This is a genomic window from Flavobacterium aquatile LMG 4008 = ATCC 11947, assembly GCF_000757385.1.
In the GTDB taxonomy this organism is placed as follows: Bacteria; Bacteroidota; Bacteroidia; order Flavobacteriales; family Flavobacteriaceae; genus Flavobacterium; species Flavobacterium aquatile.
Genome location: NZ_JRHH01000004.1, coordinates 187,592 through 214,141, shown reverse-complemented (window position 1 = coordinate 214,141; position 26,550 = coordinate 187,592). Strand labels below are relative to the sequence as shown.

General features: G+C 31.6%; 23 protein-coding genes. 12 read left to right on the top strand and 11 right to left on the bottom strand.

Annotated elements, in window-relative coordinates; genetic code table 11:
• Positions 1-34 precede the first annotated feature (34 nt).
• Positions 35-2,095, bottom strand: coding sequence for a S9 family peptidase (locus LG45_RS10820; RefSeq protein WP_035127069.1), 2,061 nt, complete (start codon positions 2,093-2,095; stop codon positions 35-37).
• Positions 2,096-2,257: 162 nt separating this feature from the next.
• Between LG45_RS10820 and LG45_RS10815 the strand changes: the two genes are divergently transcribed.
• Positions 2,258-2,578: a YbaB/EbfC family nucleoid-associated protein gene (locus LG45_RS10815; RefSeq protein WP_035127066.1), complete on the top strand. Its 321-nt coding sequence runs from the start codon at positions 2,258-2,260 to the stop codon at positions 2,576-2,578.
• 79 nt (positions 2,579-2,657) lie between these two features.
• Here the strand turns inward: LG45_RS10815 and LG45_RS10810 are convergent, their stop codons facing one another.
• A complete protein-coding gene (locus tag LG45_RS10810; protein ID WP_035127064.1) occupies positions 2,658-3,683 on the bottom strand; it encodes a threonine aldolase family protein in 1,026 nt (341 codons plus the stop codon).
• A 236-nt stretch (positions 3,684-3,919) separates the two neighbouring features.
• Here LG45_RS10810 and prfB point away from each other — a divergent pair.
• Positions 3,920-5,015, top strand: a protein-coding gene (gene prfB, locus LG45_RS10805; RefSeq protein WP_131494656.1) for a peptide chain release factor 2 whose coding sequence is annotated in 2 segments (ribosomal slippage) — positions 3,920-3,982 and positions 3,984-5,015 — 1,095 coding nt in all. Because the reading frame shifts where the segments join, the coding sequence is not laid out codon by codon here.
• 26 nt (positions 5,016-5,041) lie between these two features.
• Entirely contained in the window at positions 5,042-6,241 is a 1,200-nt protein-coding gene (locus LG45_RS10800; protein ID WP_035127062.1) for a porin family protein, read from the top strand.
• 180 nt (positions 6,242-6,421) lie between these two features.
• Here the strand turns inward: LG45_RS10800 and LG45_RS10795 are convergent, their stop codons facing one another.
• From LG45_RS10795 to LG45_RS10775, 5 genes are all read right to left on the bottom strand, one after another.
• A complete protein-coding gene (locus LG45_RS10795) occupies positions 6,422-7,192 on the bottom strand; it encodes a dienelactone hydrolase family protein (RefSeq protein WP_052087566.1) in 771 nt (256 codons plus the stop codon).
• A 95-nt stretch (positions 7,193-7,287) separates the two neighbouring features.
• The gene (locus tag LG45_RS16375) at positions 7,288-7,797 is read right to left on the bottom strand and encodes a hypothetical protein (protein WP_052087565.1); all 510 of its coding nucleotides are present in this window, start codon (positions 7,795-7,797) and stop codon (positions 7,288-7,290) included.
• 151 nt (positions 7,798-7,948) lie between these two features.
• Positions 7,949-9,172 carry a porin gene (locus tag LG45_RS10785; protein WP_035127060.1) on the bottom strand — a complete coding sequence of 408 codons (1,224 nt, stop codon included), beginning with the start codon at positions 9,170-9,172 and terminating at the stop codon, positions 7,949-7,951.
• Positions 9,173-9,357: 185 nt separating this feature from the next.
• Positions 9,358-10,689: an inorganic phosphate transporter gene (locus tag LG45_RS10780; RefSeq protein WP_035127058.1), complete on the bottom strand. Its 1,332-nt coding sequence runs from the start codon at positions 10,687-10,689 to the stop codon at positions 9,358-9,360.
• 25 nt (positions 10,690-10,714) lie between these two features.
• The gene (locus LG45_RS10775) at positions 10,715-11,356 is read right to left on the bottom strand and encodes a DUF47 domain-containing protein (RefSeq protein WP_035127056.1); all 642 of its coding nucleotides are present in this window, start codon (positions 11,354-11,356) and stop codon (positions 10,715-10,717) included.
• A 171-nt stretch (positions 11,357-11,527) separates the two neighbouring features.
• On the opposite strand from LG45_RS10775, the gene LG45_RS10770 reads away from it, so the two are divergent.
• Together LG45_RS10770 and LG45_RS10765 are read left to right on the top strand one after the other, a co-directional pair.
• Positions 11,528-13,156, top strand: coding sequence for an acyl-CoA carboxylase subunit beta (locus LG45_RS10770; RefSeq protein WP_035127054.1), 1,629 nt, complete (start codon positions 11,528-11,530; stop codon positions 13,154-13,156).
• A 402-nt stretch (positions 13,157-13,558) separates the two neighbouring features.
• Positions 13,559-15,178: a M1 family metallopeptidase gene (locus LG45_RS10765; protein ID WP_035127053.1), complete on the top strand. Its 1,620-nt coding sequence runs from the start codon at positions 13,559-13,561 to the stop codon at positions 15,176-15,178.
• 134 nt (positions 15,179-15,312) lie between these two features.
• Here LG45_RS10765 and LG45_RS10760 read toward each other — a convergent pair whose 3' ends face one another.
• Entirely contained in the window at positions 15,313-16,353 is a 1,041-nt protein-coding gene (locus LG45_RS10760; protein WP_035127051.1) for an AMP-binding protein, read from the bottom strand.
• Positions 16,346-17,287, bottom strand: a complete 942-nt coding sequence (locus LG45_RS10755; protein WP_035127049.1) for a CPBP family intramembrane glutamic endopeptidase — start codon at positions 17,285-17,287, stop codon at positions 16,346-16,348. The genes LG45_RS10760 and LG45_RS10755 overlap by 8 nt, the downstream gene beginning before the upstream one ends.
• A 103-nt stretch (positions 17,288-17,390) precedes the next feature.
• Between LG45_RS10755 and arsC the strand changes: the two genes are divergently transcribed.
• Together arsC and LG45_RS10745 are read left to right on the top strand one after the other, a co-directional pair.
• Complete coding sequence (gene arsC / locus LG45_RS10750) at positions 17,391-17,732, top strand: arsenate reductase (glutaredoxin) (RefSeq protein WP_035127047.1); 342 nt, start codon at positions 17,391-17,393, stop codon at positions 17,730-17,732.
• A 106-nt stretch (positions 17,733-17,838) separates the two neighbouring features.
• The gene (locus tag LG45_RS10745; protein WP_035127045.1) at positions 17,839-20,298 is read left to right on the top strand and encodes a TonB-dependent receptor; all 2,460 of its coding nucleotides are present in this window, start codon (positions 17,839-17,841) and stop codon (positions 20,296-20,298) included.
• A gap of 57 nt (positions 20,299-20,355) precedes the next feature.
• Here the strand turns inward: LG45_RS10745 and LG45_RS16475 are convergent, their stop codons facing one another.
• Positions 20,356-20,523: a hypothetical protein gene (locus LG45_RS16475; protein ID WP_035127043.1), complete on the bottom strand. Its 168-nt coding sequence runs from the start codon at positions 20,521-20,523 to the stop codon at positions 20,356-20,358.
• Between the two features lie 154 nt (positions 20,524-20,677).
• Between LG45_RS16475 and nhaA the strand changes: the two genes are divergently transcribed.
• Positions 20,678-21,820, top strand: coding sequence for a Na+/H+ antiporter NhaA (gene nhaA, locus LG45_RS10735; protein ID WP_035127042.1), 1,143 nt, complete (start codon positions 20,678-20,680; stop codon positions 21,818-21,820).
• On the opposite strand, the gene corA is transcribed toward nhaA, so the two are convergent.
• Entirely contained in the window at positions 21,817-22,887 is a 1,071-nt protein-coding gene (gene corA, locus LG45_RS10730) for a magnesium/cobalt transporter CorA (RefSeq protein ID WP_035127040.1), read from the bottom strand. The two genes, nhaA and corA, sit on opposite strands and share 4 nt — an antisense overlap.
• Before the next feature lie 69 nt (positions 22,888-22,956).
• On the opposite strand from corA, the gene hutI reads away from it, so the two are divergent.
• From hutI to LG45_RS10710, 4 genes are all read left to right on the top strand, one after another.
• Positions 22,957-24,195 (top strand): imidazolonepropionase, encoded by a 1,239-nt coding sequence (gene hutI / locus LG45_RS10725; protein WP_035127038.1) that lies wholly within the window; start codon positions 22,957-22,959, stop codon positions 24,193-24,195.
• 113 nt (positions 24,196-24,308) lie between these two features.
• The gene (locus LG45_RS10720; RefSeq protein ID WP_240471872.1) at positions 24,309-25,148 is read left to right on the top strand and encodes an alpha/beta hydrolase-fold protein; all 840 of its coding nucleotides are present in this window, start codon (positions 24,309-24,311) and stop codon (positions 25,146-25,148) included.
• Positions 25,149-25,388: 240 nt separating this feature from the next.
• Positions 25,389-25,913: a superoxide dismutase family protein gene (locus tag LG45_RS10715; RefSeq protein WP_035127034.1), complete on the top strand. Its 525-nt coding sequence runs from the start codon at positions 25,389-25,391 to the stop codon at positions 25,911-25,913.
• 6 nt (positions 25,914-25,919) lie between these two features.
• Complete coding sequence (locus LG45_RS10710; RefSeq protein ID WP_035127032.1) at positions 25,920-26,489, top strand: YdeI/OmpD-associated family protein; 570 nt, start codon at positions 25,920-25,922, stop codon at positions 26,487-26,489.
• The last annotated feature ends 61 nt before the right edge of the window (positions 26,490-26,550 follow it).

Here is a 26,550-nt window from a genome sequence, read left to right as displayed (position 1 = left end):
TCAAAACCTTGCAAATTTAATAAATTATTTTAAACTATCTTTCAATTTTTTCCAAATCTAACAAAAAAGTGAATTCTTTAGCCACTTCTTTTAGTGCTTCAAATCGTCCAGAAGCTCCGCCATGACCTGCTTCCATGTTGGTATCTAAGTATAATTGCTTATCGTTAGTTTTGTAAACTCTTAATTTAGCGACCCATTTCGCTGGTTCCCAGTATTGTACCTGAGAATCATGTAACCCTGTTGAAATATACATATTAGGATATTCTTTTTTCTCCACATTATCATAAGGCGAATAGGATAACATATAATTGTAATATTTCTTTTTATTTGGATTTCCCCATTCATCATATTCTCCTGTCGTTAACGGAATTGTTTCGTCTAACATCGTTGTGACAACATCTACAAAAGGTACTTGAGCGATAACTCCGTTATATAATTCGGGATTCATATTAATAATTGCACCCATCAATAATCCTCCTGCAGATCCACCTTCGGCATATAAATGTTCTGGTGAAGTATATTTTTGCTCAATTACATATTTAGAACAATCAATAAAATCGGTAAATGTATTTTTCTTTTTTAATAATTTTCCATCTTCATACCAATTTCTACCTAAATCTTCTCCACCACGAACATGCGAGATGGCGTAGATAAATCCTCTATCTAACAAACTCAATCGTGTTGTAGAAAAATAAGGATCCATAGTCATTCCATAAGAACCATAGGCATACAGTAAGAATGGATTTTGTCCATTTAGTTTAATTCCTTTTCGATAAACCATTGAAATTGGCACTTTTGTTCCGTCGATTGCAGTTGCCCAAATGCGTTCTTCAATATAATTATTTTTATCGAATTTTCCTCCAAGAACTTCTTGTTCTTTCAAAACCGTTTTCTCTTTGGTTCGCATATTAAAATCGATTATAGAAGAAGGCGTTGCCATAGATTGGTATCCATAACGTAAAATCTCAGTATCAAAATCGATATTTGTAGTTGTGTATGCAGTGTAAGTTTCTAGTTCAAATGGCAAATAATACTCTTCTCCTCCATTCCATGGCATTATTCTAATTTTATTCAAACCATCAAAACGCTCAGAAACAACCAAATAATCTTTGAAAATATCAATTCCTTCCAATAAAACTTCCTCGCGATGCGAAATCAAATCAACCCAATTTTCCTTTGATGTTTTATCTTCTGGAGTTTTCATTAGTTTGAAATTGGTAGCATCATCTTTATTGGTTACAATGTAAAAACTGTCTTCATAGTGCGAAATCGAATATTCTAATTCACGAGTTCGCTTTTGAAAGACTTTAAATTTGCTATCAGGAGTTGATGATAAAAGTATTTGATATTCAGAAGTCAAAGTACTTTCCGAAGTAATAATCAAATATTTTTTTGATTTAGATTTGTAAACAGTAACATTAAATGTGTCATCTTTTTCAAAATAAACTACAACATCATCTGCTGGGTTGGAACCTAATTTATGTTTGAAAATTTTATCAGATCTAAGTGTAACTTCATCCTTTCTTGTATAAAAAATGGTTTTATTATCACTAGCCCAAGTCGCACCACCAGTAGTATTTTCAATTTTCAAAGGCAAAATTTCATTGGTCTCCAAATTCTTAATCTGAATTGTATATTGACGTCTAGAAACCGTATCAACTCCAAAAGAAACCCATTTATTATCTTCACTAATACTGATTCCGTTCAAATTAAAATACGTGAAATCCTTAGCCATTTCGTTACAATCAAACATAATTTCTTCGGCAGAAGTCAAGGATTCTTTTTTACGAGAATAAATTGGATAATCTTTCCCTTTTTCGAATCGGGTGATGTAGAAATATCCATTATAGAAATAAGGATATGATTCGTCGTCTTCCTTAATTCTGGCTTTCATTTCCTCAAATAAATCCTTTTGAAATGCCTTTGTGTGTTCGGTGGATTTTTGGTAGTATTCGTTTTCTTTATTGAGATAATCAATAACTTCTGGATTTTCTCTATCATTTAACCAATAGTAATTATCAGTGCGAATATGACCATGTTTTTCTAATTGGTGCGAAATAATTTTGGCAATTGGCGGATGTAGTTCTGTACTCATATTTTCATTAAAATTCTCGACAAATTTAGAGCAAACCTATCTATATTAAATGTTAATTCTATTAAGTTATCCACTAGGAAATTAACAACTATAGTTTATTATTTGAAATTGATATTGATATTTTGCTTGTTCTTGATTACTTTTGTGAAAAAATATAATCGTATGGACTTAATGGGAATGATGGGCAAATTGAGAGATACCCAACTAAAAATTGAAGAAACTAAAAAAAGATTAGACACCGTTTTAATTGACGAGCAAAGTAGCGACGGATTGTTGAAAGTAACTTTTACAGCCAATAGCAAGTTAAAATCTATTACAATTGATGATTCTTTACTTGAAGATAAAGACCAACTTGAAGACTATTTAATTGTGGTTATCAATAAAGCAATTGAAAAAGCCGAAAGCGTAAACAAAGCCGAACTTGACGCAGTCACAAAAGTAGACATGCCAATGATTCCAGGCATGGAAGATATGTTTAAGTAAGAAATTTAAACAAAAAAATCCAAATTTCAAAAGTAAGGTATTTTTGAAATTTGGATTTTTTATTTGAAAAACTTTATGCTTAAAACTGCATTTTACTTAAAGTTTCCAATACATAACTATGCATCACTTCTCTATAATCTAAATGCGTTACAATTCGGAGTTTTCCATGTCCCATTGAACTAATATAAATGTTCTTTTGCTTTAATTTTTCAATTACCCATTTCTCTTCAAGTGAAGCTCTTACAGAAAAAATTAGAATATTAGTTTCTACAGGCTCTACTTTTTCAACCCAAGATAACGTTTTTAGTAATTCGGCTAATTCTTTTGCTCTTCTGTGATCATCGTCTAATCGTAGCATATTATTTTGCAAAGCATACATTCCGGCTGCAGCCAAATATCCCGACTGACGCATTCCACCACCAAGAATTTTTCTAATCCGCAATGCACGTTTCATATCGGCTTTGCTTCCAAGTAAAATCGAACCAATGGGTGCGCCAAGTCCTTTAGATAAACATACCGAAATGGTATCAAACAATTCACCAAACTGCTTTGGATGTTGTTTTTTAGCAACCATTGCATTCCACAATCGCGCACCATCCAAATGGTATTTCAAATTATTATCAATACAAACTTGCTTAATTTTTTTAAGTTCCAAAATATCATAACAAGCTCCACCACCTTTATTTGTTGTATTTTCAATACTTACTAACGACGTCAATGGCGCATGATAAAACTCAGGATCATTAATAGCATTTTTTACCAAATCAGCTGTAATCATTCCGCGTTTTCCATCTACTAAACAACAAGAAACACCACTATTAAACGATGCACCGCCACCTTCATAATGATAAATATGAGAATATTTATCGCAAATAACTTGCTCTCCAGGATTAGTATGCAACTTTATCGCCGTCTGATTTGCCATGGTTCCCGATGGAAAAAACAAAGCATCTTCCATTCCAAATAATTGAGCAACAGCACTTTCTAAATCATTAACCGTCGGATCTTGCTTGTAAACATCGTCACCTACTTTGGCATTAAACATATATTGTAACATTTCGTTACTGGGCTTTGTTACTGTATCGCTAATTAAATTTATTTCCATATCTCAAAACTAATCTTATTTTTGTAAAAACAATTGGTTGATTATTTAGAGTTCTCTGATTTTTAGCCCTGATAGAAGTGGAAATCCTTTTTTAAAAAATTTCTATTTTTTCTTGTTTAAAAAAAGCGACCAAAGAAGCTCTTTTTTAAACTTAGAAAAAAAGGAATTTTTAAAAAAGATTGGAACGTATAGCAGGATTGGCTTCTAAATAATTTACTGCAAAAATAGAACAATTTATGACAAATACCGAACAAATAAAAGGTATTGTAGAGCGTCTTGGTGCGTTGAGGAGGTATCTTTGACATTGATGCCAAGCTTATCGAAATAACCAACGAAGAAGAAAAGACCTTTGCACCAGACTTTTGGAACAATGCCAAAGAAGCCGAATTGCTTATCAAAAACTTACGCCAAAAGAAAAAATGGGTAGAAGATTTTGATAAAGGCAACGCATTGGCAGAAGAACTCCAAATTACCTACGAATTTTTCAAAGAAGGTGACGCTTCCGAAGAAGAACTTGATACTCAATATGAACTAACAAATACTCATATTGAAGATCTAGAATTTAGAAACATGCTTTCAGAAGAAGGTGACAGTATGAGTGCCGTTTTGCAAATAACTGCCGGCGCTGGCGGAACAGAAAGTTGCGATTGGGCGTCTATGCTTATGCGTATGTACATGATGTGGGCAGAAAAGCAAAAATATAAAATTAAAGAACTTAACTTTCAAGAAGGCGAAGTCGCTGGAATAAAAACAGTTACTTTAGAAATTGAAGGCGATTTTGCTTTCGGATATTTAAAAGGTGAAAATGGCGTACACCGATTGGTGCGTATTTCACCATTTGATAGTAATGCTAAAAGACATACTTCATTTGCATCCGTTTATGTATATCCACTGGTTGATGACACTATCGAAATTGACATCAATCCTGCTGATATTGAAATTATTACGTCTCGCTCAAGTGGCGCTGGCGGACAAAATGTAAATAAAGTAGAAACCAAAGTACAATTGTTTCACAAACCTACTGGAATTCAAATTCAATGTTCAGAAACGCGTTCGCAACAAGATAATAGACAACGCGCCATGCAAATGCTTCGATCACAATTGTATGAAATTGAATTAAAAAAACAACAAGCACAACGCGCTGATATTGAAGCTGGAAAAATGAAAATAGAATGGGGTTCGCAAATTAGAAATTATGTAATGCAACCTTACAAATTAGTAAAAGACGTTCGATCTGGTTATGAAACTAGCGATGTAGATGGCGTTATGAACGGAAATATTGACGAATTTTTAAAAGCCTATTTAATGATGATGGGACAAAAAGAAGAATAATTTAACCACCAAAAACAAAATAATTTATGAAAACAAGATTTACTTTTTTAATTGTTCTATTTTCTATTTTTAATTCATTTGCTCAAAAATATGAAAGTGGCTATTACATTGACAACACAGGAAATAAAATTGAAGGATTTATCAAAGATGTAGATTGGAAAAATAATCCAAAATCATTTGAATTTAAAAAAAATATTGAAGATAATAATTCAACTATTACTATTGAAATGTGCCAAGAGTTCTCTATTAATAATGTTTCAAAATACACAAGAAGTAAAGTTCAAATTGAAAAATCCTCTTTAGTTTTCCAAAATATAGATTATGAAAAAGAACTTGTTTTTACAGAAGAAACTTTATTTTTAAAGCATTTGATAACTGGAAAAAACACTTTATATTATTATTATGATGGTGGATTAGAAAAATTCTTTTACAGTAAAAACGATAAAACAATTAAACAATTAATATATGTGAAATTTCTAGCAAAAGATGGAATCGAAATAAAAGCTAATGAAAAATATAAACGTCAACTTTGGGAAGATGTTAGATGTGAAAGCACTAAATTCTCTGACCTAAATTCATTAAAATTTAATGGTACTGAGTTAAAAAAATATTTTACAAAAATTAATACTTGCAACGGATCTTTAGAGAATGTTGTATTTCAAACAAAAAAATCAATTTTTAGTTTAAAAGGTGTGGTAACTGCCAATAGTGACAAAATAGATTTTGATGACGAAATAGTCAAAGGAAGTTTTGATAAAAAAACTGGCATTGGTGGTGGTTTTGAGATGGAATTATTGATGCCATATAATAATTATAGCTGGGGAATTTTTATAGAGCCAACCTACTCCAAGCTTGAAAGTCAAAAATCATTTAGAAATAAATTTAATAGCCCTACTCTTTTGAATGGAAAAGTTGATATGGCAATCTTTCAAGTACCAGTTGGTATAAGACATTATTTTAAAACAAGTAAATCTTCTAATGTTTTTATTGCTGCAGGAATGAATTTAACAAATTTTTCTGGAGAAACAAAAATTGATTTTCAAAATGTAGACTATTATTTATCTAATTTTACTACAACCTTTTTTGGTTCGGTTGGATTTAATTTTAGCAAAGCCTATTTAGAATTTAGATTTAATACAAAGAACAATGCATCAGACAGTTCAGGATATGATGTTGGTTTTAATAGAACATCATTAGTATTAAAATATGAAATATTTAGAAAATAATATACAATTCATAATTTGTAATTCATAATTTAAACATATCTTTGCATCGAGGATTCCGAAAGGAAGTTACACCTCACCACAATAGCCGTCCGCTCCAGGTCGGCTTTTGTATTTTATAAAAGAAAATGTCCAAAAATAAAATACTATTTCTGGACATTTTTTTATCAAATTATACTCTGTTTATAAAACTTCATCCAAAAATTGAAGCATCGCTTTCCAAGAACGTTTTGCTGCATTTTCATTATATGCTGCGCCTTTACTGTTATCGTTTCCTGCTTTCTTTTCGGTAAACGCATGAACAGCATTGGAATAATAAACCATTTGCCAGTCGGCATTTGACTTTCTCATTTCGCTTTGAAAAGATTTTATTTCAGCTTCTGGAACAAACGGATCATCTGCACCATGCAATACCAAAACTTTACAATTTATTGAATTCAAAGTTCGGCTTTCATCTCTTCCTAATCCGCCGTGAAATGAAACTATTCCTTTAACTTTCATATTTGCTCTCGCCGCTTCAATTGCACCAGTTCCGCCAAAGCAATATCCAATTACAATAATCTTATCTGGATTGGCACCTTGTTTTACTAATTGTTCTAATGCTAATTGAATTCTCGCTTGGTATTCTAAAATATTCTTTTTAAAATGACCAGCTTTTTGACCAGCTTCACTTGAATTTGATGGTTTGTTTCCAACTCCGTAAATATCAGCAACAAAAGTATTATATCCCAATTTGGCTAATTCATCAGCTGTTTCTTTAGAATGATCATCAATTCCCATCCAAGCAGGAAGTATTAAAATTCCTGGGTTATCTTTAATTGCTTTTGATGGTTTTGCAACAAACCCACTTAACTTTTGATTGCCATCGGCATAATCAACTGATTTTAATTGCGCCATAATAGCATTTGAAAATAAAAATAATACAATAAGTAATGATGTGACTTTAAATTTCATGTTTTTATTGTAAAGTTAGACAGAACAATAAGAAACACTTGTTAAAAAAGTAATAAAAAAAAGCGTCCGAATTACCGAACGCTCTTTGTAGAATATTATTTTTTCTTTTTTGATTTTGCTTTAGCTTTAGATTTTTTCTTAGCTTGCTCTTTCTTTTTCGCTTTAGCTTTGTCTTTAGCTTTGGCTTTTTTAGCCTTTTCTTTCTTCTTAGCCTTGCGTTTTTTCTCTTTATCTTTTTCCTTTTGCTTGTCTTTTTTAGCTTTGGCTTTTTTCTTTTCTTTAGCTTTTTTGTCTTTTTCTTTTTCTTTAGACTTTGCTTTTTTTGCTTTTTCTTTGTCGGAATCTTTCATAATTTCTTCGGTTTCTGGATTTATATCACTAATTACCTCGGAAACTTCTTCTTTGATAACTTCGTCAGTTTTTGGTTCTTCAATTTTAACTACTTCAGGAGCTTTTGCTGGAGTAACTTTAGCTACACGAGTTCGTGTTCTTGGAGCAGGTTTTTTTTCTTCAGATTTTGCAACTTCTTGATTTGGAGTTTCATTTGTTACATCCGAAATAACTTCTGGTGCTTTGTCTGTGGTTGTTGGTTTTCTTCTTATCATTATTTTAAGTATATTAGTGAAGTTAATGTAAATAATTTGTAAATTTTATGTGAACAAAATTACGATATAATGTAATTGCCCAATGTTAAGTTTTCGATTTGAGTGAAAACTTAACATTGGGCAAGTGAAAAATGGTAAGAAGTTGTTAGTTTTATATTCCTATTTCAACTTGAAATCTTAAATACCAATTGTTTTTTGTAGAACCATCGAAGTAATCTAATGTATCATAATTAAGTTCTGCTTGCAATTTAAAAGCATGTTCCCAAATGTATTTTGTTACACCTAATGAATATTGTTTTGTATTTGGAGTAAGCGCATCAATATCGTGGCCTACTTTTTGAATTGAATAACGTCCAATAAATTCATAGTTCTTTTTGGTATTGTAACTTAACTGATAGTCAAATCCGTTGCCAATAAAAACATAACTAGTTTCTGTTATATCATCAGGATTCACTGTAACAGCATTATCATTTGCCGTTCTTGACATAAAACTTGCCATTGCTGACCATCCGTTGTATTTAAACATTCCGTCTAATAAAACTGACTTCATAGTACGTTGTTCAAACAAATCATTTCCTAATTGACCTTGAGTTCTTCTAGCATGATTATTTTGTTGAAAAGCTCCCGAAAACATTAATTTTGGTTTCTTTTCTCTCACAACATCACCTTCAAAATAAGTTCCGTCTTTAGTAAATGCTCCAAGTGGAAACAACTCGATTTTACCAGTTGCAGCAATTCCGTCATCTGCTTTTTCTGTACTATTTCTTCCTTCTCCAGTAGAAAGTGCGGCTTTAAAATTATACGAAAACTTATCTTTAAATTCATTCAAATGATGTGCTTGAAATCCGAAATCTCTATCAATAGTAAATTTCGCATTGTTTATAGTTCTATCGGTCAATTGCAAACCTCCTGAAGAATTTACACGCTGTCTGTTTCCTGGTAATTTTGTTTGACCAAATCCAATGTTCCAATGTTTATTAGGTCTATAAAATACTACTGCATCACGAATAATATTAATATTTTCTCCTTCTTTAATTTCTCCAACATCGCCTGGGGCGAAAGACAATTGAATGGCATACAAGAATTTTGGATTTCCAACATAACCATCAAAACGTAAGCGTAAACGACGAATTTGACCATCATAAGCACCATTTTCACCATCGTTTTCAATATAAGTTACTCTATTTTGCATTCTAAAACGAATGTTTAATTGGAACAAACTATCTGGTGAAGTTAATCCTAAACCTTTTCCATAACTATAGTAAGGTAAAGCTGATAATTTTATATCATTATCATTTTTATTCTGTTCAATTGTTACTTGAGCTTGTAATGAAATTCCAAACATCAAGGTCATTAAAAGTAGTATTCTTTTCATTTTAAAAGTTGTGTAGTTGTTGTTTTAAAGTTTAATTGTTTGTTTGTAAATCGTTTATAAATAGTTAGGTTAAAATCATTAATTCAACAAAATCATCAAATTCATTAACTATAACTTAACATTTGCAAAAATGATTTAAAAAAAACTGCCCAACGGACAGTTCCTTTTTAATTCTATATTCTTTATTATATGAATAATTTCAAAAAGTAATAAACCAAAGCTGCTAAAACTCCAGAAACTGGAATAGTTAAAACCCATGCCCATAATAATTTTACGGTTACACCCCAACGAACAGCAGAAACTCTTTTAGTAACTCCTACTCCAATTATAGATCCTGTAATAGTATGGGTTGTTGATACTGGAATTTTGAAATGTTCGGTCATAAACAACGTTAAGGCACCAGCAGATTCGGCTACAACACCTTCAAATGCAGTTACTTTTGTAATTTTAGAACCCATTGTTTTCACAATTTTCCATCCACCACTTAATGTTCCTAATGCAATTACAGAATAACAAGTTAATGGAATCCATCCCGGCATTGAACCATCAATTTTTACTCCATCTTTTTCTGACGGTAAGACAACATTTAAGTCTAACCAACCAGTTGACATATCAATATTAGGATTGGTTTTGATATAAACTGCAACCGCTGCTGCAATAATTCCCATTACTTTTTGAGAGTCGTTTCCACCATGTCCTAAACTAAATGCTGCAGAAGATAATAATTGCATTTTCTTTAAAACTTTCTCAGCTGTAGCTGTAGAAAAATTACTAAATAGCAAATTAAAAATAGCTAAACTAAAGAATATAAAAGCAACTAATAACCATTTAATATTATGAGGTTCAGTTACAACACTCCAGAAATGACTATCAAATCTTGGCTTTTTAATATCTTCATATGAAATCATTACTGCTGTTAAAAACCAAATAGCTAGAATCATCAATACTCCAGTAAGTATTTTAGGATAAATACTTTTTCTAGAAGAATACATTAACCACAATGATAGAAAATAAGAAATAATCATACCAATTAATGGTGCGAAAACGATAAATAGAATTACTATCATAACACCAGAAGGTAATAATTCTCCTTCTTTGGCATCTTTTAACCAGTTAACAATTTTAAATCCAGCGTGTTCAGGATCGGTGACATCTCTAAATCCGTGTGCAATTGCTGCTCCAGCAAAACCACCGATTAATGTATGTGATGATGAAGATGAAATTCCTTTCCACCATGTTAGTAAATTCCAAATAATTGCAGCAATAATACCTGCTAATATAACCGTTAAGTCAATACTACTTGTATGAGCGGTTTTAGCAACAGTATCGGCAACTCCAAAACCAAAAACCCAATAGGCTAAAAAGTTAAAAAAAGCAGCCCAAACTACAGCTTGAAAAGGCGTTAAAACCTTAGTAGCTACAATAGTTGCAATAGAATTGGCAGCGTCATGAAAACCATTGATATAATCAAATATCAAGGCAAGAACAATAATTACTATAAGTAAAGTAAAATCCATAAAAGTTGTTTTTTAGTAGTAACTGTTACGAATGTTTAACAGAAATCTGCTCCATTACATTAGATACACTTTTACATTTATCTGATGCTGATTCTAATGCCGAAAGAACTTCTTTATATTTGATGATGTTTTTAGCATCATTCTCATTTTCAAATATATCAGCTACCGCTTTATCAAAAACAGAATCTGCCTTGCTTTCTAATTTATTGATTTTTTTACAAGTTTCTTTGATTGACTTGTGGTTCATCTCTTTCAATTCTTTGATACCAAGACCAATTAATTGACAAGCTTCAAGATTAATTTCAGTTAATTTTCTAATCGATTTTGTAATTTTTTCAACTTGGTATAAACGCATTTTACTTGCTGCACTATGCATGTAATCAGCAACGTTATCTAATGCTTTTATTAATGAGTGAATATCTTCTCTGTCAAATGGAGTAATAAAATTTCTACTTAATTCTAAGTGTGTTTTATGTGTAATTTCTTCAATAGTAGCTTCTAATTCTTCAATTTTTTTGTAATAATCTTCACGCTCTTCTTTTGGAGCATTTACTGCATCATGAAGTGTTTCTGCTAGTACAATTAAATTTGCTGATGCTTGTTCAAAAAGAGGAAAGAATTTTTTATCTTTCGGAACCAAAAACTGGAAAATACTGTTTATTGACATTTTTTTACGATTTTAATTGGTGCAAAAGTACTTACTCAATGTTAAGAAATTGTTAAGCGTATAATAATATGAAGTTATCAATTTTTACAATTTACTAATATTAAAAAAATCAATTATTTCATATTGAAAACGTTTTCGTACATTAGCCACACAAAAAAACAGCATCATAATATGGATTTAAACTTCAATAAAAACGAAGATCATAACAAACTTTTATTATCAGATTTAAAACAAAAATTTGCAAAAGTCAAACTCGGTGGCGGTGAAAAAAGAATAGAAAAATTACATTCCGAAGGCAAAATGACCGCTCGTGAACGTATTGATTATCTGCTAGATGAAAAAGCTAAAAATATAGAAATTGGAGCTTTTGTTGGTGACGGAATGTATGCAGAACACGGTGGATGTCCTTCGGGCGGTGTTGTAGTTAAAATTGGCTATATCAAAGGTAAACAATGTATAGTCGTTGCAAATGATGCAACTGTAAAAGCTGGAGCCTGGTTCCCTATTACAGGTAAAAAGAACCTTCGTGCACAAGAAATTGCGATGGAAAATCGCCTTCCTATCATATATTTAGTCGATTCTGCTGGAGTTTACTTGCCTATGCAAGACGAAATTTTTCCAGATAAAGAACATTTCGGACGAATTTTTAGAAACAACGCCATAATGTCAAGTATGGGAATTACACAAATTGCTGCCGTAATGGGAAGTTGTGTAGCTGGTGGAGCTTATCTTCCAATTATGAGTGATGAAGCTATGATTGTTGATAAAACTGGAAGTATTTTCCTTGCTGGAAGTTATTTGGTAAAAGCAGCAATTGGAGAAAATATTGACAATGAAACACTTGGCGGTGCAACTACGCACTGCGAAATTTCGGGCGTTACTGATTACAAAGCCAAAGATGATAAAGATGCTTTAGACCGAATTAAAAGTATTGTTGGAAAAATTGGTGATTATGATAAAGCCGGGTTTAATAGAGAAAAACCTCAGAAACCAGCTCTTGACGAACAAGATATTTATGGTATAATTCCAAAATCTAGAACTGAACAATATGATATGATTGAGGTTATCAAACGATTGGTTGATAATTCTGAAATGGATATGTACAAACCCGATTATGGAAAATCAATAATTACATGTTATGCAAGGATTGATGGTTGGGCAGTTGGAATTGTAGCCAATCAACGAATTGTTTCTAAAACTAAAAAAGGTGAAATTCAGTTTGGTGGTGTAATTTATTCTGATTCTGCCGATAAAGCGACCCGATTTATTGCCAATTGTAATCAAAAGAAAATTCCGTTGGTATTTGTTCAAGATGTAACCGGTTTTATGGTTGGTTCCAAATCAGAACATGGCGGAATTATAAAAGACGGTGCCAAAATGGTAAATGCGGTTTCTAATTCGGTTGTACCAAAATTTACTGTTGTAGTTGGAAATTCATATGGTGCAGGAAATTATGCCATGTGCGGAAAAGCATACGATCCAAGATTGATTTTTGCGTGGCCAAGTGCCGAACTTGCTGTTATGGGTGGAACACAAGCTGCAAAAGTATTAGCTCAAATTGAAGCTTCTTCACTTAAAGCAAAAGGCGAAACCGTTGATGAAAAAGTAGAACAAGAATTGTTTGACAAAATAAAAGCACGTTACGATGCGCAAGTTTCTCCTTATTATGCAGCGTCAAGATTATGGACAGACGCCATTATTGATCCGTTAGAAACTAGAACTTGGATTTCTATGGGTATTGAAGCAGCAAACCATTCGCCTATTGAGAAAAAGTTTAATTTGGGAGTTATTCAGGTTTAGTCATACAATATTGTAGTTCTGAAATGGAAGAATTTCAAAGTTTTATTTTTAAAACATATAGATAGAAAAGATTTTGTCAAAAACTAATCAATTTATAATCATTGTAATTCTATCCATTCCTGGAATTGTAATTTGATACATAATATTTTATTTATTTGAATCAATATTAATTTCAGATGAATGCAAATATCATTCAGAAGATGCTTCATGGTTTATAGAATTAATGTATGATTTTCCAAGTTGGAATGGTTGTCATCCATGGCCATCAAATTTTCAGTTTGGTTTAATTTTTGCATTCGGAACATTTTTATCTTATTACACAACAAATAAATTAATTTCTAAAAATAGAAAGTAACAAATCCCAAAAACCAACTACTAATAAATAAGCTAATTCAAACAACTATGAAAAAACTACTTTATTTAAGCATAATCATTGCTGGTTTTCAATCTGTTTCTGCACAAAATTTCACGCGTAAAGATTCACTTCACGGTGGTTTACGACCAGAAAGAACTTGCTTTGATGTGCAGCGTTATGATTTGAATATCAAAATTAATCCAGAAGAAAGAACAATAGTTGGATACAACGAAATTGCTTTTAAAGTAGTAGAAAATAGCTCTAAAATTCAGTTGGATTTATTTGATAATATGACTATTGACAGCATAATTCACAATTCAAAAAAACTGGATTATAAAAGAGAATTTAATGCCGTTTTTATAGATTTCCCTAACGGATTAATAGCTAATTCATCTGAAAAAATTCGTTTTTATTATTCTGGAAAGCCTAAAGTTGCTAAAAATGCACCTTGGGATGGCGGATTTGTTTTCAAAAAAGACAAAGAAAATAGACATTGGATTGGCGTTGCCGTACAAGGTACAGGTTCAAGTTTATGGTATCCTGTGAAAGATACTCAAACCGATGAACCCGATTTAGGTTCGAAAATTTCGGTTGCAGTTCCAAATGGATTAATGAATGTTTCTAACGGACGTTTTTTAGGTTCTGAAGATTTGAAAAATGGTTACACTCGCTGGGATTGGGAAGTGAAAAACCCAATTAACAATTATGATATTACTGTAAATATTGCCGATTATGCTCACATTCATGACAATCATAATGGTTTAGATTTGGATTATTATGTTTTAAAATATAATGAAGAAAAAGCACGCAAACATTTTGAAGAAGTAAAACCAATGATGGATTGTTTTCAAGCTAAATTTGGGAAATATCCTTTTGCTGATGACGGTTATAAATTAGTTGAAACTCCTTATTTAGGTATGGAACACCAAAGTGCTGTTGCTTATGGAAATAAGTACTTAAAAGGTTACATGGGAAGTGATTTGTCTGGAACTGGAGTTGGATTACTTTTTGATTACATTACTATCCACGAAAGTGGCCACGAGTGGTTTGGAAACAGCATCACTTCTGCCGATATTGCCGATATGTGGATTCACGAAGGTTTCACTCAATATACCGAAATTGTATTTATCGAATGTCAATTTGGCTACGAAAAAGCCATGAAATATGCTCGCGGATTGAATAGAAATGTTGCTAATGATAAACCAATTATTGGTCCGTGTTGTGTAAATCAAGAAGGTTCTGGTGATATGTATCCAAAAGGTGCTTTGTTGTTAAACACCTTACGCCACGTAATTAATAACGACGAATTATGGTGGAAAATAATTTTGAAATATTCTGAAACTTATCGACATAAAATAATTGATACAGAAACAGTTGTGAACTTTTTCAATAAAGAAAGTAAAATGAACCTTACTCCTATTTTTGACCAATATTTGCGATACAAAAAAATTCCAGGATTGGAAATTAAAGTTGTAAAAAACAAACTAGAATACCAATGGAAAACCGATGTTGCCGATTTTAATATGCCGGTTGATATAAAAATTGATGGAAAAGAAATTAGATTAGAGCCAACCAATAAAGCTAAAAAATCGAAATTTAAAGTAAAAAGTATCGATGATGTTGAAGTCTTAAAAAGTGAGTTTTTTGTGAACGTTTTTAAAGTCTAGATTTAGAAAAAGACAATTACTTAATAGCCCTGATGGAAATGAAAATAATAAAGCCGCGTTGTTCGCGGCTTCATTATTGTAATGAACAGCAGGAAAATGGAAACCAAGAATTCCCGAACCCTTCGCTCCTAATTTTAACTCAAACTCTCTTTACGAATAATTTTTCCGTTGCCTGTTTCTTTGAATTTTGGTACAAATAGAATTTCTTTTGGTTTTTCGTATTTATCCAATTCGTCGAAAATTGAAGTATCTACAGTAAACGAATTTCCTTCTATAACAAGAATGATTTTTTCTCCCAATTCTTTATCTTCTTTAGATGAAATAAAATAGCGTGGCTCAATTTTTCCAGCCAATTTTTCTTCTATTTGTTCGGGCAACAACTTGATTCCGCCGCTGTTAATCACATTATCAATTCGACCAAGAAAGATAAATTGATTTTCGTTTACCAATTCTACAACATCGTTGGTTTCTATAACATCATCGCTTATTCGTGGCGCGTGAATAACCAAACAATTTTGATCGTCGTATGAAATTGTTACGTTTGGCAAAACTGTAAATGCCTTCTCTCCTACTGATTTTGCTGCAATGTGCGAAATGGTTTCGGTCATTCCGTAGGTTTCAAAAACTTGAGTTGGTAATTTTATTAATTGATTTTCTAAAGCTGAATTTATTTTTGCTCCACCAACAATAAGTTTTTTAATTCGATGCAATTCAGAAATTGAGTTTTGCGCTTGTAAGGGAACCATTGCTGCAAAATCGAAATTGCCGTCAACATTTCTTAAAGGATGTGAACTTGGAGCTACAAATTCTAAATCTAAACCAAGAATCATGGCACGAACAAGCATCATTTTTCCGGCAACATATTTTACTGGAAGACAATGCAAAGCTTTGTTTCCTGCGTGAAGTTCGAAAAAATCACCTGTTGCCAACGCCGAATTCACCATCGCTTGTTTATCGACACGAATAATTTTAGGAATTCCTGTCGAACCCGAAGTATGCATTTCTATGTATGATTTACCATCAAACCAATCTAGCAGAAAATCGCCAACTGGTTTCTCAAAATCTTCGCCCTCTTTAATAAAACTATAGGCTACACGACATAAATCTTCTCTATTTAGGTGAAAACCATTAAGTTTAAATGCATTATGAACGTTTTCGTAGGTTGGATTAATCATGATATGTATATGTTATAGAATTTGTACTAATTTTTCCTGTAAGTTTTTCTTTCCAATCGGTCCATTTGTATTTTCTACTAAAAATTAATAAGATAATTGGAAATATAATAAATATCGGTAATAAAACATCGAACCCAGCCGAGGGATCAGAAACATCTTTATACAAAGAATGCGTTTGCAAAGCCGACCAATCGGAAGAAATTAACAATGCGCTTACTAAATTGTTAGCTGCATGAAAACCAAGCGCTAACTCCATTCCATCGTCCATCAAAGTTATAATCCCTAAGAAAAGTCCAGTTCCAATATAATAGACCATAATGATGTAACCCAACTTCGAAACTTCGGGATTGGCAATGTGCATTCCACCAAAAATTACAGAAGTCATAATTAAAGGAAACCATTTATTTTTTGCCAAATTTCCAAACCCTTGCATTAAATAACCTCTAAAAATATACTCTTCTGTGCTAGTTTGAAACGGAATTAATACAACCGCAATAACAAATAAAATTGCAAATTGAGTGGGTTTAAAATTCCAAACGAAACTTTCTGGTTCGTAATAAAAGTATAAAAATGTTGTTACAATTGTAAATAAAGCCCAAATTGAAAAGGAAAATAAAATTCGATTCCAATCAACTTTTGGTCGTGATGTTGTTACTGATAAAAAAGTTTGCTTATGCAAATATTTAACAGCCAAATAAACGCCACCAATGGCAAAAACAAACGAAATCATTATTAAAAATAACGACAAATTGGGTTCCAAATATTGCAACATTTCTTCATTGGTAGATGGTATTCCTCCGCCATTTAAAGCTTTTCCTAAAATAACAAACAATAAAGGAAGTTGTCCAATAAATGCTGCCATGATTATAATTAAAGAACCAATAATATATTTCCAAAAAGGATTCTCTTTACTAATACCTTGTTCAATAAACATTCTATTATGAATTAAATTTTATTTTTTTATCAATCAAACACTACATTTGTTTCGCTAATATACCTTTTTTATTTCAGAATATAAATTTAAAAATTAAAAAAATATGATAACAATTTACCACAATCCACGCTGCGGAAAATCAAGAGATTGCTTGGCTTTTTTAGAAACATCCGATAAAAAATTTGAAATAATAAAATACCTTGAAACACCACTGTCGCTTAATGAATTGAAAGAAATTATTCGGAAATTAAATATAAATCCGATTGAATTAATTAGAAAAAACGAAACCATTTGGAAAGAAAATTTCAAAGGAAAAGAATTAACTGATTCTGAAATAATTCAATCAATGGTTGATTATCCAATTTTAATCGAACGACCAATTGTAGTTTATAACGATAAAGCCATAATTGCCAGGCCTTTAGAAAAAATAAATGAAATTATTTAGAATAATTCAAACTTGATTTTTTTAACAAACCTTTGTGATTCGTTGCTTAAACCAAAGATTAAATTTGCAGTCAAATGTAAAAAACATTTAAAAAAAATCTAATTTGATGAAAAACCTTAAATTCTTATTAACGATTGGCTTATTTTTGAGCACGTTTTTAAATTATTCGCAACAGCAACCACAAGGTGGAAAAGTTAAAGTAACTGGAAAAATTACTGAAAAAGCGACTAAATTGCCATTAGAGTATACCACTATTTCTTTGGTAAATACTACAACAAATAAAATTACTGCTGGTGGAATTACAGACGATAAAGGAAACTTTAGCTTTGATGCAACGCCTGGAAATTATAATGTGAAAGTGGAATTCATATCTTTTAAACCACTTGAAATCAAAAACAAAACTATTTCAGGAAATACAAATCTTGGTACAATTACTCTAGAAAGTGATGCCACACAACTAGAAGATGTTGTAATTAGAACCGAAAAAACTACGGTAGAAATTAAATTAGACAAGAAAGTTTACAACGTTGGTCAAGATTTAATGGTTAAAGGTGGAACTGTGAGTGATGTACTTGACAACATCCCATCGGTTTCTGTTGATATTGAAGGAAATGTGAGTTTGAGAGGAAACGAAAATGTTAGAATCTTAATTGACGGAAAACCATCGAATGCCATTAATATTACCGAAGCTTTAAAATTAATTCCTGCAGATGCAATTGATAAAGTAGAAGTAGTTACCAATCCATCAGCGCGTTATGATGCTGAAGGTGGCGGTGGACTTTTAAATATTATTCTTAAAAAAGGAAAAACTAACGGTTTAAACGGAACTATCATTGGAACAACAGGTTATCCTGATAATCATGGTTTAAGTGCCACAGTAAATTTTAAATCGGATGAGTTTAATCTTTTTACAACACAAGGTTACAATTACAGAAGCAATCCTGGAAATGCTTTTACAAATTCAGAATATCTAAATGAAGACAATTCGACTAAAAGTTTTGTAAATGAAACTAGAGATAACGACAGATTAAATAAAGGTTATAATGGAAATTTTGGTTTTGATTGGTTTTTAGATAAATCACTTACTTGGACCAACATTTTAAACTATAGAAAAAGTAGCGGTGATAATCAAGACAATGTTTTCCAAGATAATTTCGACGCAGCGAGTAATTATTTGTACACTAGAAATCGTGTAAATGATGAAATAAGTGCCAGTGAAAACGTAGAATATTCTACAAACTTTACTAAAAACTTTAAAAAAGACGGTCATAAATTAACTATTGACGGTTCATTCTCAACTAATAAAGACAATAATTCTGCATTAATTACAGATACTAGAAATGATTCAAGTATAGTTGGATTGGATCAAACATTGAACAATCAAAAACAAAATCGTAATTTATTACAAACCGATTATGTTTTGCCAATTGGAAAAAGCAGTCAATTTGAAGCAGGATATCGTGGTGATTTTTCTGAATTAGTAACTGATTATCAAGTTATTTCTAATGGAGTTGTTCAAGAAAATTTCACAAATACTTTAGAATACAAAGAAAAAGTAAACGCATTATACACACAATTCGGAACTAAATTCGGTAAATTATCGATGTTGTACGGATTGCGTTGGGAAGATTCTGAAATTGATGTAAACCAATTGCAAACCAACGATTTCAACAATAAAAAATACAATAACTTTTTTCCAAGTGCTTTCTTTACTTATGAATTTTCAGAAAAAAGTAGCGCTTCGTTAAGTTATAGCAAAAGAATTCAACGACCAAGAGGACGTTTCTTAAATCCTTTTAGTGGACTTTCAAGTAATACAAATATTTTTGTTGGTAACCCAGATTTAGATCCAGCTTTTACAGATGCATTTGATTTAGGGTACTTAAAACGTTGGAACAAATTGACTTTAAACACTTCAATCTATTTGAATAAAACTACCGATTCATTCCAATTCGTAAGACGAGGTACAGGTGAAGAAGTAAATGATGTTGAAGTAATTCAAAGCACACCGATCAACTTAGCTACAGAATATAGAACTGGATTTGAATTTACATTGAATTATTCTCCTTACAAATGGTGGAAATTAAATAGTAACTTTAACTTCTTCAGAGTAGAAACTCAAGGTGACTTCACTTACACTAATTTAGCTGGTGATGAAATTACTCAGAACTTTGATAATGTTGCTACTACTTGGTCAACGCGTTTATCATCTAAAGTGAATTTACCTTATAAAATAGATTGGCAAACGAACTTAAACTACAACGGACCGCAAAATAATGCGCAAGGTAGAAGTTTAGGAGTTTTTGCTGCCAACTTAGCATTTAGTAAAGATGTATTGAAAGACAAAGGTACAATTGCACTAAACGTGAGCGATTTATTTAATTCTAGAAAAAGAATTGTGGAAACCTATCTTGCTGGTTCTGTAAACTCATACAGCGAAATGCAATGGAGAGAAAGACAAGTTACTTTATCATTTACATACCGTTTCAACAAACCTAAAAACGATAAAGAAAAACCAAAAAGAACACAACAAGAAAATGGCGACGGAGGAGATTTCCCTGGATAGTCTAAACATAAAAAAAGCCTCGAATTATCGAGGCTTTTTTATTTTTAATCCAAAAAATTAAGCTTGACCTAATTCTTTGTTTGCTTTTCTTTCTCTCAACAATTCTCTTGTTGCACCAAATATCCAATAGAACACAAAGTGAATTAAGAAAATCATCAACCAGAAACCAATCGTTAAAATGGTTAAGAAAAGTAAGAAACCTAAATACTGTTGTAAAGTAAACATAGTTTTTCCGGAATTTATTGTATACACGTCAAAGGTAATTGATATATTTCTAATCACAAATAAATAGTTGCAAATATTTCAACAATGTTATTAAGAATTGATTTTACTAGAAAAATCCTCTTGTATTTTGTAAATTTGCAACAAACCATTATAAATGAAAGTTACCAAATTATTTAAACATTTTTTTGAAAGTGAAAAAGCTGGCGGATTTACCTTGATCATTTGCACCATCGTTTCTCTATTTCTTGCAAACTCATTTTTAAGTGAAAGCTACCTTCATTTTTGGCACACACAATTTTCTGAACATAGTTTAGAACATTGGGTAAACGATGGTTTAATGACCATATTCTTTTTGCTTATTGGTTTAGAATTGGAACGCGAATTATACAAAGGAGAGTTGTCGACCGTTAGAAATGCTTTGCTTCCACTTTCGGCTGCAATTGGAGGAATGCTTGTTCCTGCTGGTTTGTATATGTTTCTAAATTATGGTGAAGACACGCAATCGGGATTTGGTATTCCGATGGCGACCGATATTGCTTTTGCTTTAGGGATTTTATCGCTTTTAGGAAATAGAGTTCCACTTTCGCTAAAAGTATTTCTAACTGCTTTAGCCGTAATTGACGACTTAGGTGCCATTTTGATTATTGCCATTTTCTATACCAAATCACTTATTTGGACCAATCTAATAATCTCACTTTCCATCTTTGCATTACTTTGTGTTTTCAATAGAATAAAAGTTAGAAACCTAATTCCCTATTTAATTGGTGGCGTTTTTATGTGGTATTTTATGCTTAATTCTGGAGTTCATGCAACCATAACTGGAGTTTTACTAGCATTTGCGATTCCATTTGGAAATGGTAATAAAAAATCAACTTCCTATATTTTACAACACTCGCTTCACTATCCTGTCGCGTTTATAATTCTACCACTTTTTGCTCTAGCAAATACAGCAATAGTAATCAATACTGATTGGCATCAGGCATTAACGCATCATTATACTTTAGGTATTGCACTCGGATTAATTGTTGGAAAACCAGTTGGTATTTTCCTCTTTACTTATCTATCAACCAAATTTAAAATCTGCTCGTTACCCGAAGATTTAAATTGGAAATCCATTTTTGGTGTAAGTTTTATGGGTGGAATTGGCTTTACGATGTCCATTTTTATCACACTTCTCGCCTTTTCAGATGTTGAACATATTGATAATTCTAAAATTATGATTTTAGTTTCTTCTCTTGTGGCAGGATTAATCGGGTTTTTGTACTTAAAATTTGTTTTGAAAAAGGAAAACAATTAATACCATTTACGTTTTTTGAAATAAACAATCATTGCAACTAACAACAAAAGCATGCATCCAAGAATAATGAAATAACCGTATTCCCAATGAAGTTCGGGCATGTTGTCAAAGTTCATTCCGTAAACGCCAACAATAAATGTTAGTGGCATAAAGAAAACCGAAACTACAGTTAGGGTTTTCATCACTTCATTCATCTTATGACTTTGAGTCGAAAAATAGAAATTAGAAGCACTATCCAAACTAGTTAAATCATATTCTATTTGCTCTAACAACTCCAAACTCTTTTGATGTAATCGAATAAAAAAAGTATAATTGGAAGTCTCAATTGCATTAAAAACCACATCGTCTTTCATGCTTTTAATCGAATACAACGAATCGCGCAACGGAATTATAGAACGTTTTAAGAAATTAAAATTATCGCGATGCTTTTCTATTTGTTCCAAAATCGCAGGATTGGTACTCGTTTTAGATTCATCAATCAATGCTTCTACTCTATCTTCTTCATTTTCTATAGTGATGTAGAAATTTTCCATTATGGCATCAAGAAGTAAATACAATAAATAATCCGCTTTTTTCTCTCGTACAATTCCTGAATGTGTTCTGATGCGCTCACGCAAATGAGTAAAAAAATCACTTCTTTTCTCTTGAAACGATACTAAAATTCCGTTTTTCAAGATAAAACTTATTTGTTCAACACTAATGTTATCGGAATTTTCAATCGGTAAAAGCGATTTGATATTGAAAAATAAAATTTCGTGGTATTCTTCCAGTTTTGTTCGTTTGGTAGTATTCAAAATATCACCAAGCATAAAATTATCAACTTTCAAATAATTCCCAACCGATTTTATAACTTCTACATCGTTCAATCCGTGAATATTAAGCCAATTTACTTTAGTTAAATCGATGTTTTTTTCAATATCATTCACTTGAATTTGCTCACATTCGGTTAAATCATGAGTATCATATACAAATAATTGCATTTCGGTATCTACACTTTTATGACTTCCGGTGTAATCGAAAAAACTGGGTTGTACTTTGCGTCCTTTTTTATATTTGATTTTTCTCACTGCTTCGAAATTTTTTCTAAATTTATAAATAATTATTTTTTAAAAAGTATTTTTACTGAAATTTAGTTCATGACAACCCTAATCACCAACATACAAGAGTTACTTCAAATAAGAGATGCCGCAATTACTAAAGTTTCTGGTTCAGAAATGGCACTTCTACCTTCTATAAAAAATGCCTTTTTACTAATTGAAAATGACATAATTGCCGATTTTGGATTGATGGAAAATTGTCCAAAAATCAATGCCGATATCACTATCGATGCAACAGGAAAAGTAGTTTTACCAACTTGGTGCGACAGTCACACACACATCGTTTATGCTGGAAATCGAATTCAGGAATTTGTAGATCGAATCAACGGATTGACTTATGAAGAAATTGCCAATCGCGGTGGCGGTATTCTAAATTCGGCTAAAAAACTCAATGAAACATCCGAAGAAGAACTATACAACCAATCGAAACTTCGACTTGAAGAAGTAATGAGACAAGGAACTGGCGCAGTCGAAATAAAATCAGGTTATGGATTGACCGTTGATGGTGAAATCAAAATGCTTCGTGTTATTAAAAAATTATCCGAAAATTATCCTATAAAAATCAAAGCCACTTTTCTTGGTGCGCATGCTTTTCCGAGCGAATATAAAGAAAATCATTCGGGTTATATTGATTTGATTATCAATGAAATGCTACCCAAAATTGCTCAAGAAAATCTAGCCGATTACATTGATGCCTTCTGTGAAACTGGTTATTTCTCTGTAGAAGAAACCGAAAGAATTATGGAAGCTGGAAAAAAACACGGATTGATTGCGAAAATCCACGTAAACCAATTCAATGCCATCAACGGAATTGCTGCTTGCGTAAAACACAACGCACTTTCGGTAGATCATCTCGAAGTTGTAACCGATGAAGATATCGAAATTCTAAAAAATTCAGAAACCATGCCTGTTGCTTTACCATCGTGCTCTTATTTTATTAGCATTCCGTACACGCCAGCAAGACGCATGATTGAAGCAGGATTACCATTAGCATTAGCCACCGATTTCAACCCAGGAACAACACCATCAGGAAACATGAATTTTGTAGTAGCAACAGCTTGCATCAAAATGAAAATGACTCCAGAAGAAGCCATAAATGCCGCCACAATAAATGGTGCATACGCAATGGGAATTTCAGGAACACATGGAAGTATCACTAAAGGTAAAAAAGCCAATGTCATTATAAGTAAAGAAGTTACCTCGTTCTATCAATTACCGTATTGCTTCGGAAGTGATTTAATTGAATGTGTTTTAATTGATGGGAAGATTGTGGAATGAATTTATGAATTTAGGATGACTAAATTCTACAAAAGTTATAATTAATAGTAAATTTTTGTAAGAACAATATGTTGTAACAAACTAGTTTTAAACAATGCTAAAAAATGGCTAAAATGAAAAATATTTTATTGATTGGATTTGTTTGTTTATTAATGTTTTCATGTAAAACCAAAAAAGAAATAATATTTGCTGAATCAAAATTTATTACAGATTCAATTTATAGTATATATTTAAAAGAATATAGAAAACATAATGTTTATCTACCTAAAGATTTTAGTTTAAATAAAAACTATCCAATAATTTTTGCAACTGATGGAGGAACTTCCATAACAGATAAAAAAACAGAATTGGATTCACTGATAAATAAAAAGATTATTAAGCCTATTATTTTAATTGCAAGTTTCTCGAATAATAAAATTGCTGACAGTACAAGTACAACTCTAGGAAATGGAAAAAAAGTTTATTTAAATTACAGAAATTTTGAATATGTAGATAGAAAACCAATTAGAGAAGAAGATTCATTAATAGTTGATAGATTTAATAATCATAAATCGTATTTTATGAATGAATTGATTACCAAAATCGAAAAAACATATAACCAAAAAGGCAAAAAACAAAATAGATATTTCTACGGAGTTTCTAATGGAGCTGGATTTGGGATAAGTTTACTAAATAGTAATCCTGAATTAATTGGAACATATTTCTGTTTTTCCACTTTTGGTGGTGATGTTCAAACTAACGTATGGAATAAAAAAACAATATATCCAAACTTGTTTTTAAGATATGGAAGTGAAGAACCATTTTTTCTAAAAGAAGAAGCAGAACATTTAAACTCAAAATATGCTGAATCAAATTCAATCATTGATGCAAAACAATTTAAGGGTGGACATAGTAATAAATATTGGAAAAATGAATTTATTGAAATAATATGTATGGTAATGAAAATCAAATAAAGTTCAGCTTGAATTATTAGTTAACAATAATATAGGTTTAAGGTCTATTTTAAGTTGGATATATATTTAAAAATTAGTGTTTAACCCTAAATTTTAATCTTTTTTAAGCTTAAAATTGACTTGTTGAGAAACATCTATAAAATTAAACCTACAAACCCTCATCCCAACAATTAACGAATTCTTAAGTTAAAAAACTTTAACCTCTATTTTAATTTCTTAACTTTGATTAAAATAAATTTTATGAAAAAAGTAATCTTAATTGCAATAGTTGCATTTGTAATTGTTGTGGCGTGTAAATCGGGAACTGATACAAAAGCCAATGTGCTAACTATAAATCTAGAACCAAAAAGCGGAAGCACAGTGACTGGAACGGCAACATTTACGGAAAAAAATGGCGTAGTTTCATTCGAAGCAAAAATGACTGGATTGAAACCTGGCGTTCACGCGATTCACATTCATGAAAAAGCAGATTGTTCGGCTGCCGATGCAACATCAACAGGTGGACATTGGAATCCAACATTCAAAAAACACGGAAAATGGTCTGATGCTGAACATCATAAAGGCGATATCGGAAACTTTACTGCCGATGCCAATGGTAACGGAACCATCACTTTAAAAACCGACGAATGGTGTATTGGTTGTGGCGACGAAACCAAAGATATTTTAAATAAAGGTTTGATTGTACATGCTAACCCAGACGATTTTGTTACACAACCAACAGGAAATGCCGGCGGAAGAGTAGCTTGTTCTGGAATTATAAAATAATAGTACTTGGAAGAAAAAGATCATTTATACTTTAGAAATGCTCAAGAATGGCGCGATTGGCTGCATGAAAATCACACTTCTGCAACTAAAGCGTCATTACTTTTTTATAGAGTTTCTAGCGAAAACGAAAGTATGCGCTGGGAAGAAGCTGTGCAAGTTGCCATTTGTTACGGTTGGATTGATTCTACGGTAAGACGACTTGACGAAGAGCGCCGAACGCAAATGTTTACACCACGAAAAGACAAAAGTGTTTGGAGTAAACTCAACAAAACGTATATCGAAAAACTACTTCAGGAGAATTTAATCCACGAAAGTGGTTTGAAAAAAATTGAGACAGCTAAGAAAAATGGCTCGTGGGAATCACTTGACGATGTAGAAAATTTAGTACTTCCTAAAGATTTAGAAATAGCATTTGAACAAAATAAATTGGCATTTGATAATTATCAAAATTTTAGTCCATCTTATCGAAAGAGCTATCTTTATTGGTTAAATCAAGCGAAACGAGAAGAAACAAGAACCATCAGAATTACAGAAATTATAAAACTTTGTGAAGCAAACATAAAGTCTAGACCATAAAAACTTAACTTTAATTCTGTTTTTCTCAAACAAAAAAACATAGCTTTGCAACTCAAATAAA

Excerpts from the sequence above, each read along its gene's own strand:
- nhaA (WP_035127042.1), top strand. The coding sequence starts at position 20,678 with ATGAAAGTTACCAAATTATTTAAACATTTTTTTGAAAGTGAAAAAGCT.
- LG45_RS10810 (WP_035127064.1), bottom strand. The coding sequence starts at position 3,683 with ATGGAAATAAATTTAATTAGCGATACAGTAACAAAGCCCAGTAACGAA.
- LG45_RS10715 (WP_035127034.1), top strand. The coding sequence starts at position 25,389 with ATGAAAAAAGTAATCTTAATTGCAATAGTTGCATTTGTAATTGTTGTG.
- LG45_RS10795 (WP_052087566.1), bottom strand. The coding sequence starts at position 7,192 with ATGAAATTTAAAGTCACATCATTACTTATTGTATTATTTTTATTTTCA.
- LG45_RS10785 (WP_035127060.1), bottom strand. The coding sequence starts at position 9,172 with ATGAAAAGAATACTACTTTTAATGACCTTGATGTTTGGAATTTCATTA.
- LG45_RS16475 (WP_035127043.1), bottom strand. The coding sequence starts at position 20,523 with ATGTTTACTTTACAACAGTATTTAGGTTTCTTACTTTTCTTAACCATT.
- LG45_RS10755 (WP_035127049.1), bottom strand. The coding sequence starts at position 17,287 with ATGTTTATTGAACAAGGTATTAGTAAAGAGAATCCTTTTTGGAAATAT.
- arsC (WP_035127047.1), top strand. The coding sequence starts at position 17,391 with ATGATAACAATTTACCACAATCCACGCTGCGGAAAATCAAGAGATTGC.
- LG45_RS10775 (WP_035127056.1), bottom strand. The coding sequence starts at position 11,356 with ATGTCAATAAACAGTATTTTCCAGTTTTTGGTTCCGAAAGATAAAAAA.
- LG45_RS10820 (WP_035127069.1), bottom strand. The coding sequence starts at position 2,095 with ATGAGTACAGAACTACATCCGCCAATTGCCAAAATTATTTCGCACCAA.
- LG45_RS10780 (WP_035127058.1), bottom strand. The coding sequence starts at position 10,689 with ATGGATTTTACTTTACTTATAGTAATTATTGTTCTTGCCTTGATATTT.
- LG45_RS10765 (WP_035127053.1), top strand. The coding sequence starts at position 13,559 with ATGAAAAAACTACTTTATTTAAGCATAATCATTGCTGGTTTTCAATCT.
- LG45_RS16375 (WP_052087565.1), bottom strand. The coding sequence starts at position 7,797 with ATGATAAGAAGAAAACCAACAACCACAGACAAAGCACCAGAAGTTATT.
- LG45_RS10815 (WP_035127066.1), top strand. The coding sequence starts at position 2,258 with ATGGACTTAATGGGAATGATGGGCAAATTGAGAGATACCCAACTAAAA.
- LG45_RS10720 (WP_240471872.1), top strand. The coding sequence starts at position 24,309 with ATGAAAAATATTTTATTGATTGGATTTGTTTGTTTATTAATGTTTTCA.
- LG45_RS10770 (WP_035127054.1), top strand. The coding sequence starts at position 11,528 with ATGGATTTAAACTTCAATAAAAACGAAGATCATAACAAACTTTTATTA.
- hutI (WP_035127038.1), top strand. The coding sequence starts at position 22,957 with ATGACAACCCTAATCACCAACATACAAGAGTTACTTCAAATAAGAGAT.
- LG45_RS10800 (WP_035127062.1), top strand. The coding sequence starts at position 5,042 with ATGAAAACAAGATTTACTTTTTTAATTGTTCTATTTTCTATTTTTAAT.
- LG45_RS10760 (WP_035127051.1), bottom strand. The coding sequence starts at position 16,353 with ATGATTAATCCAACCTACGAAAACGTTCATAATGCATTTAAACTTAAT.
- LG45_RS10745 (WP_035127045.1), top strand. The coding sequence starts at position 17,839 with ATGAAAAACCTTAAATTCTTATTAACGATTGGCTTATTTTTGAGCACG.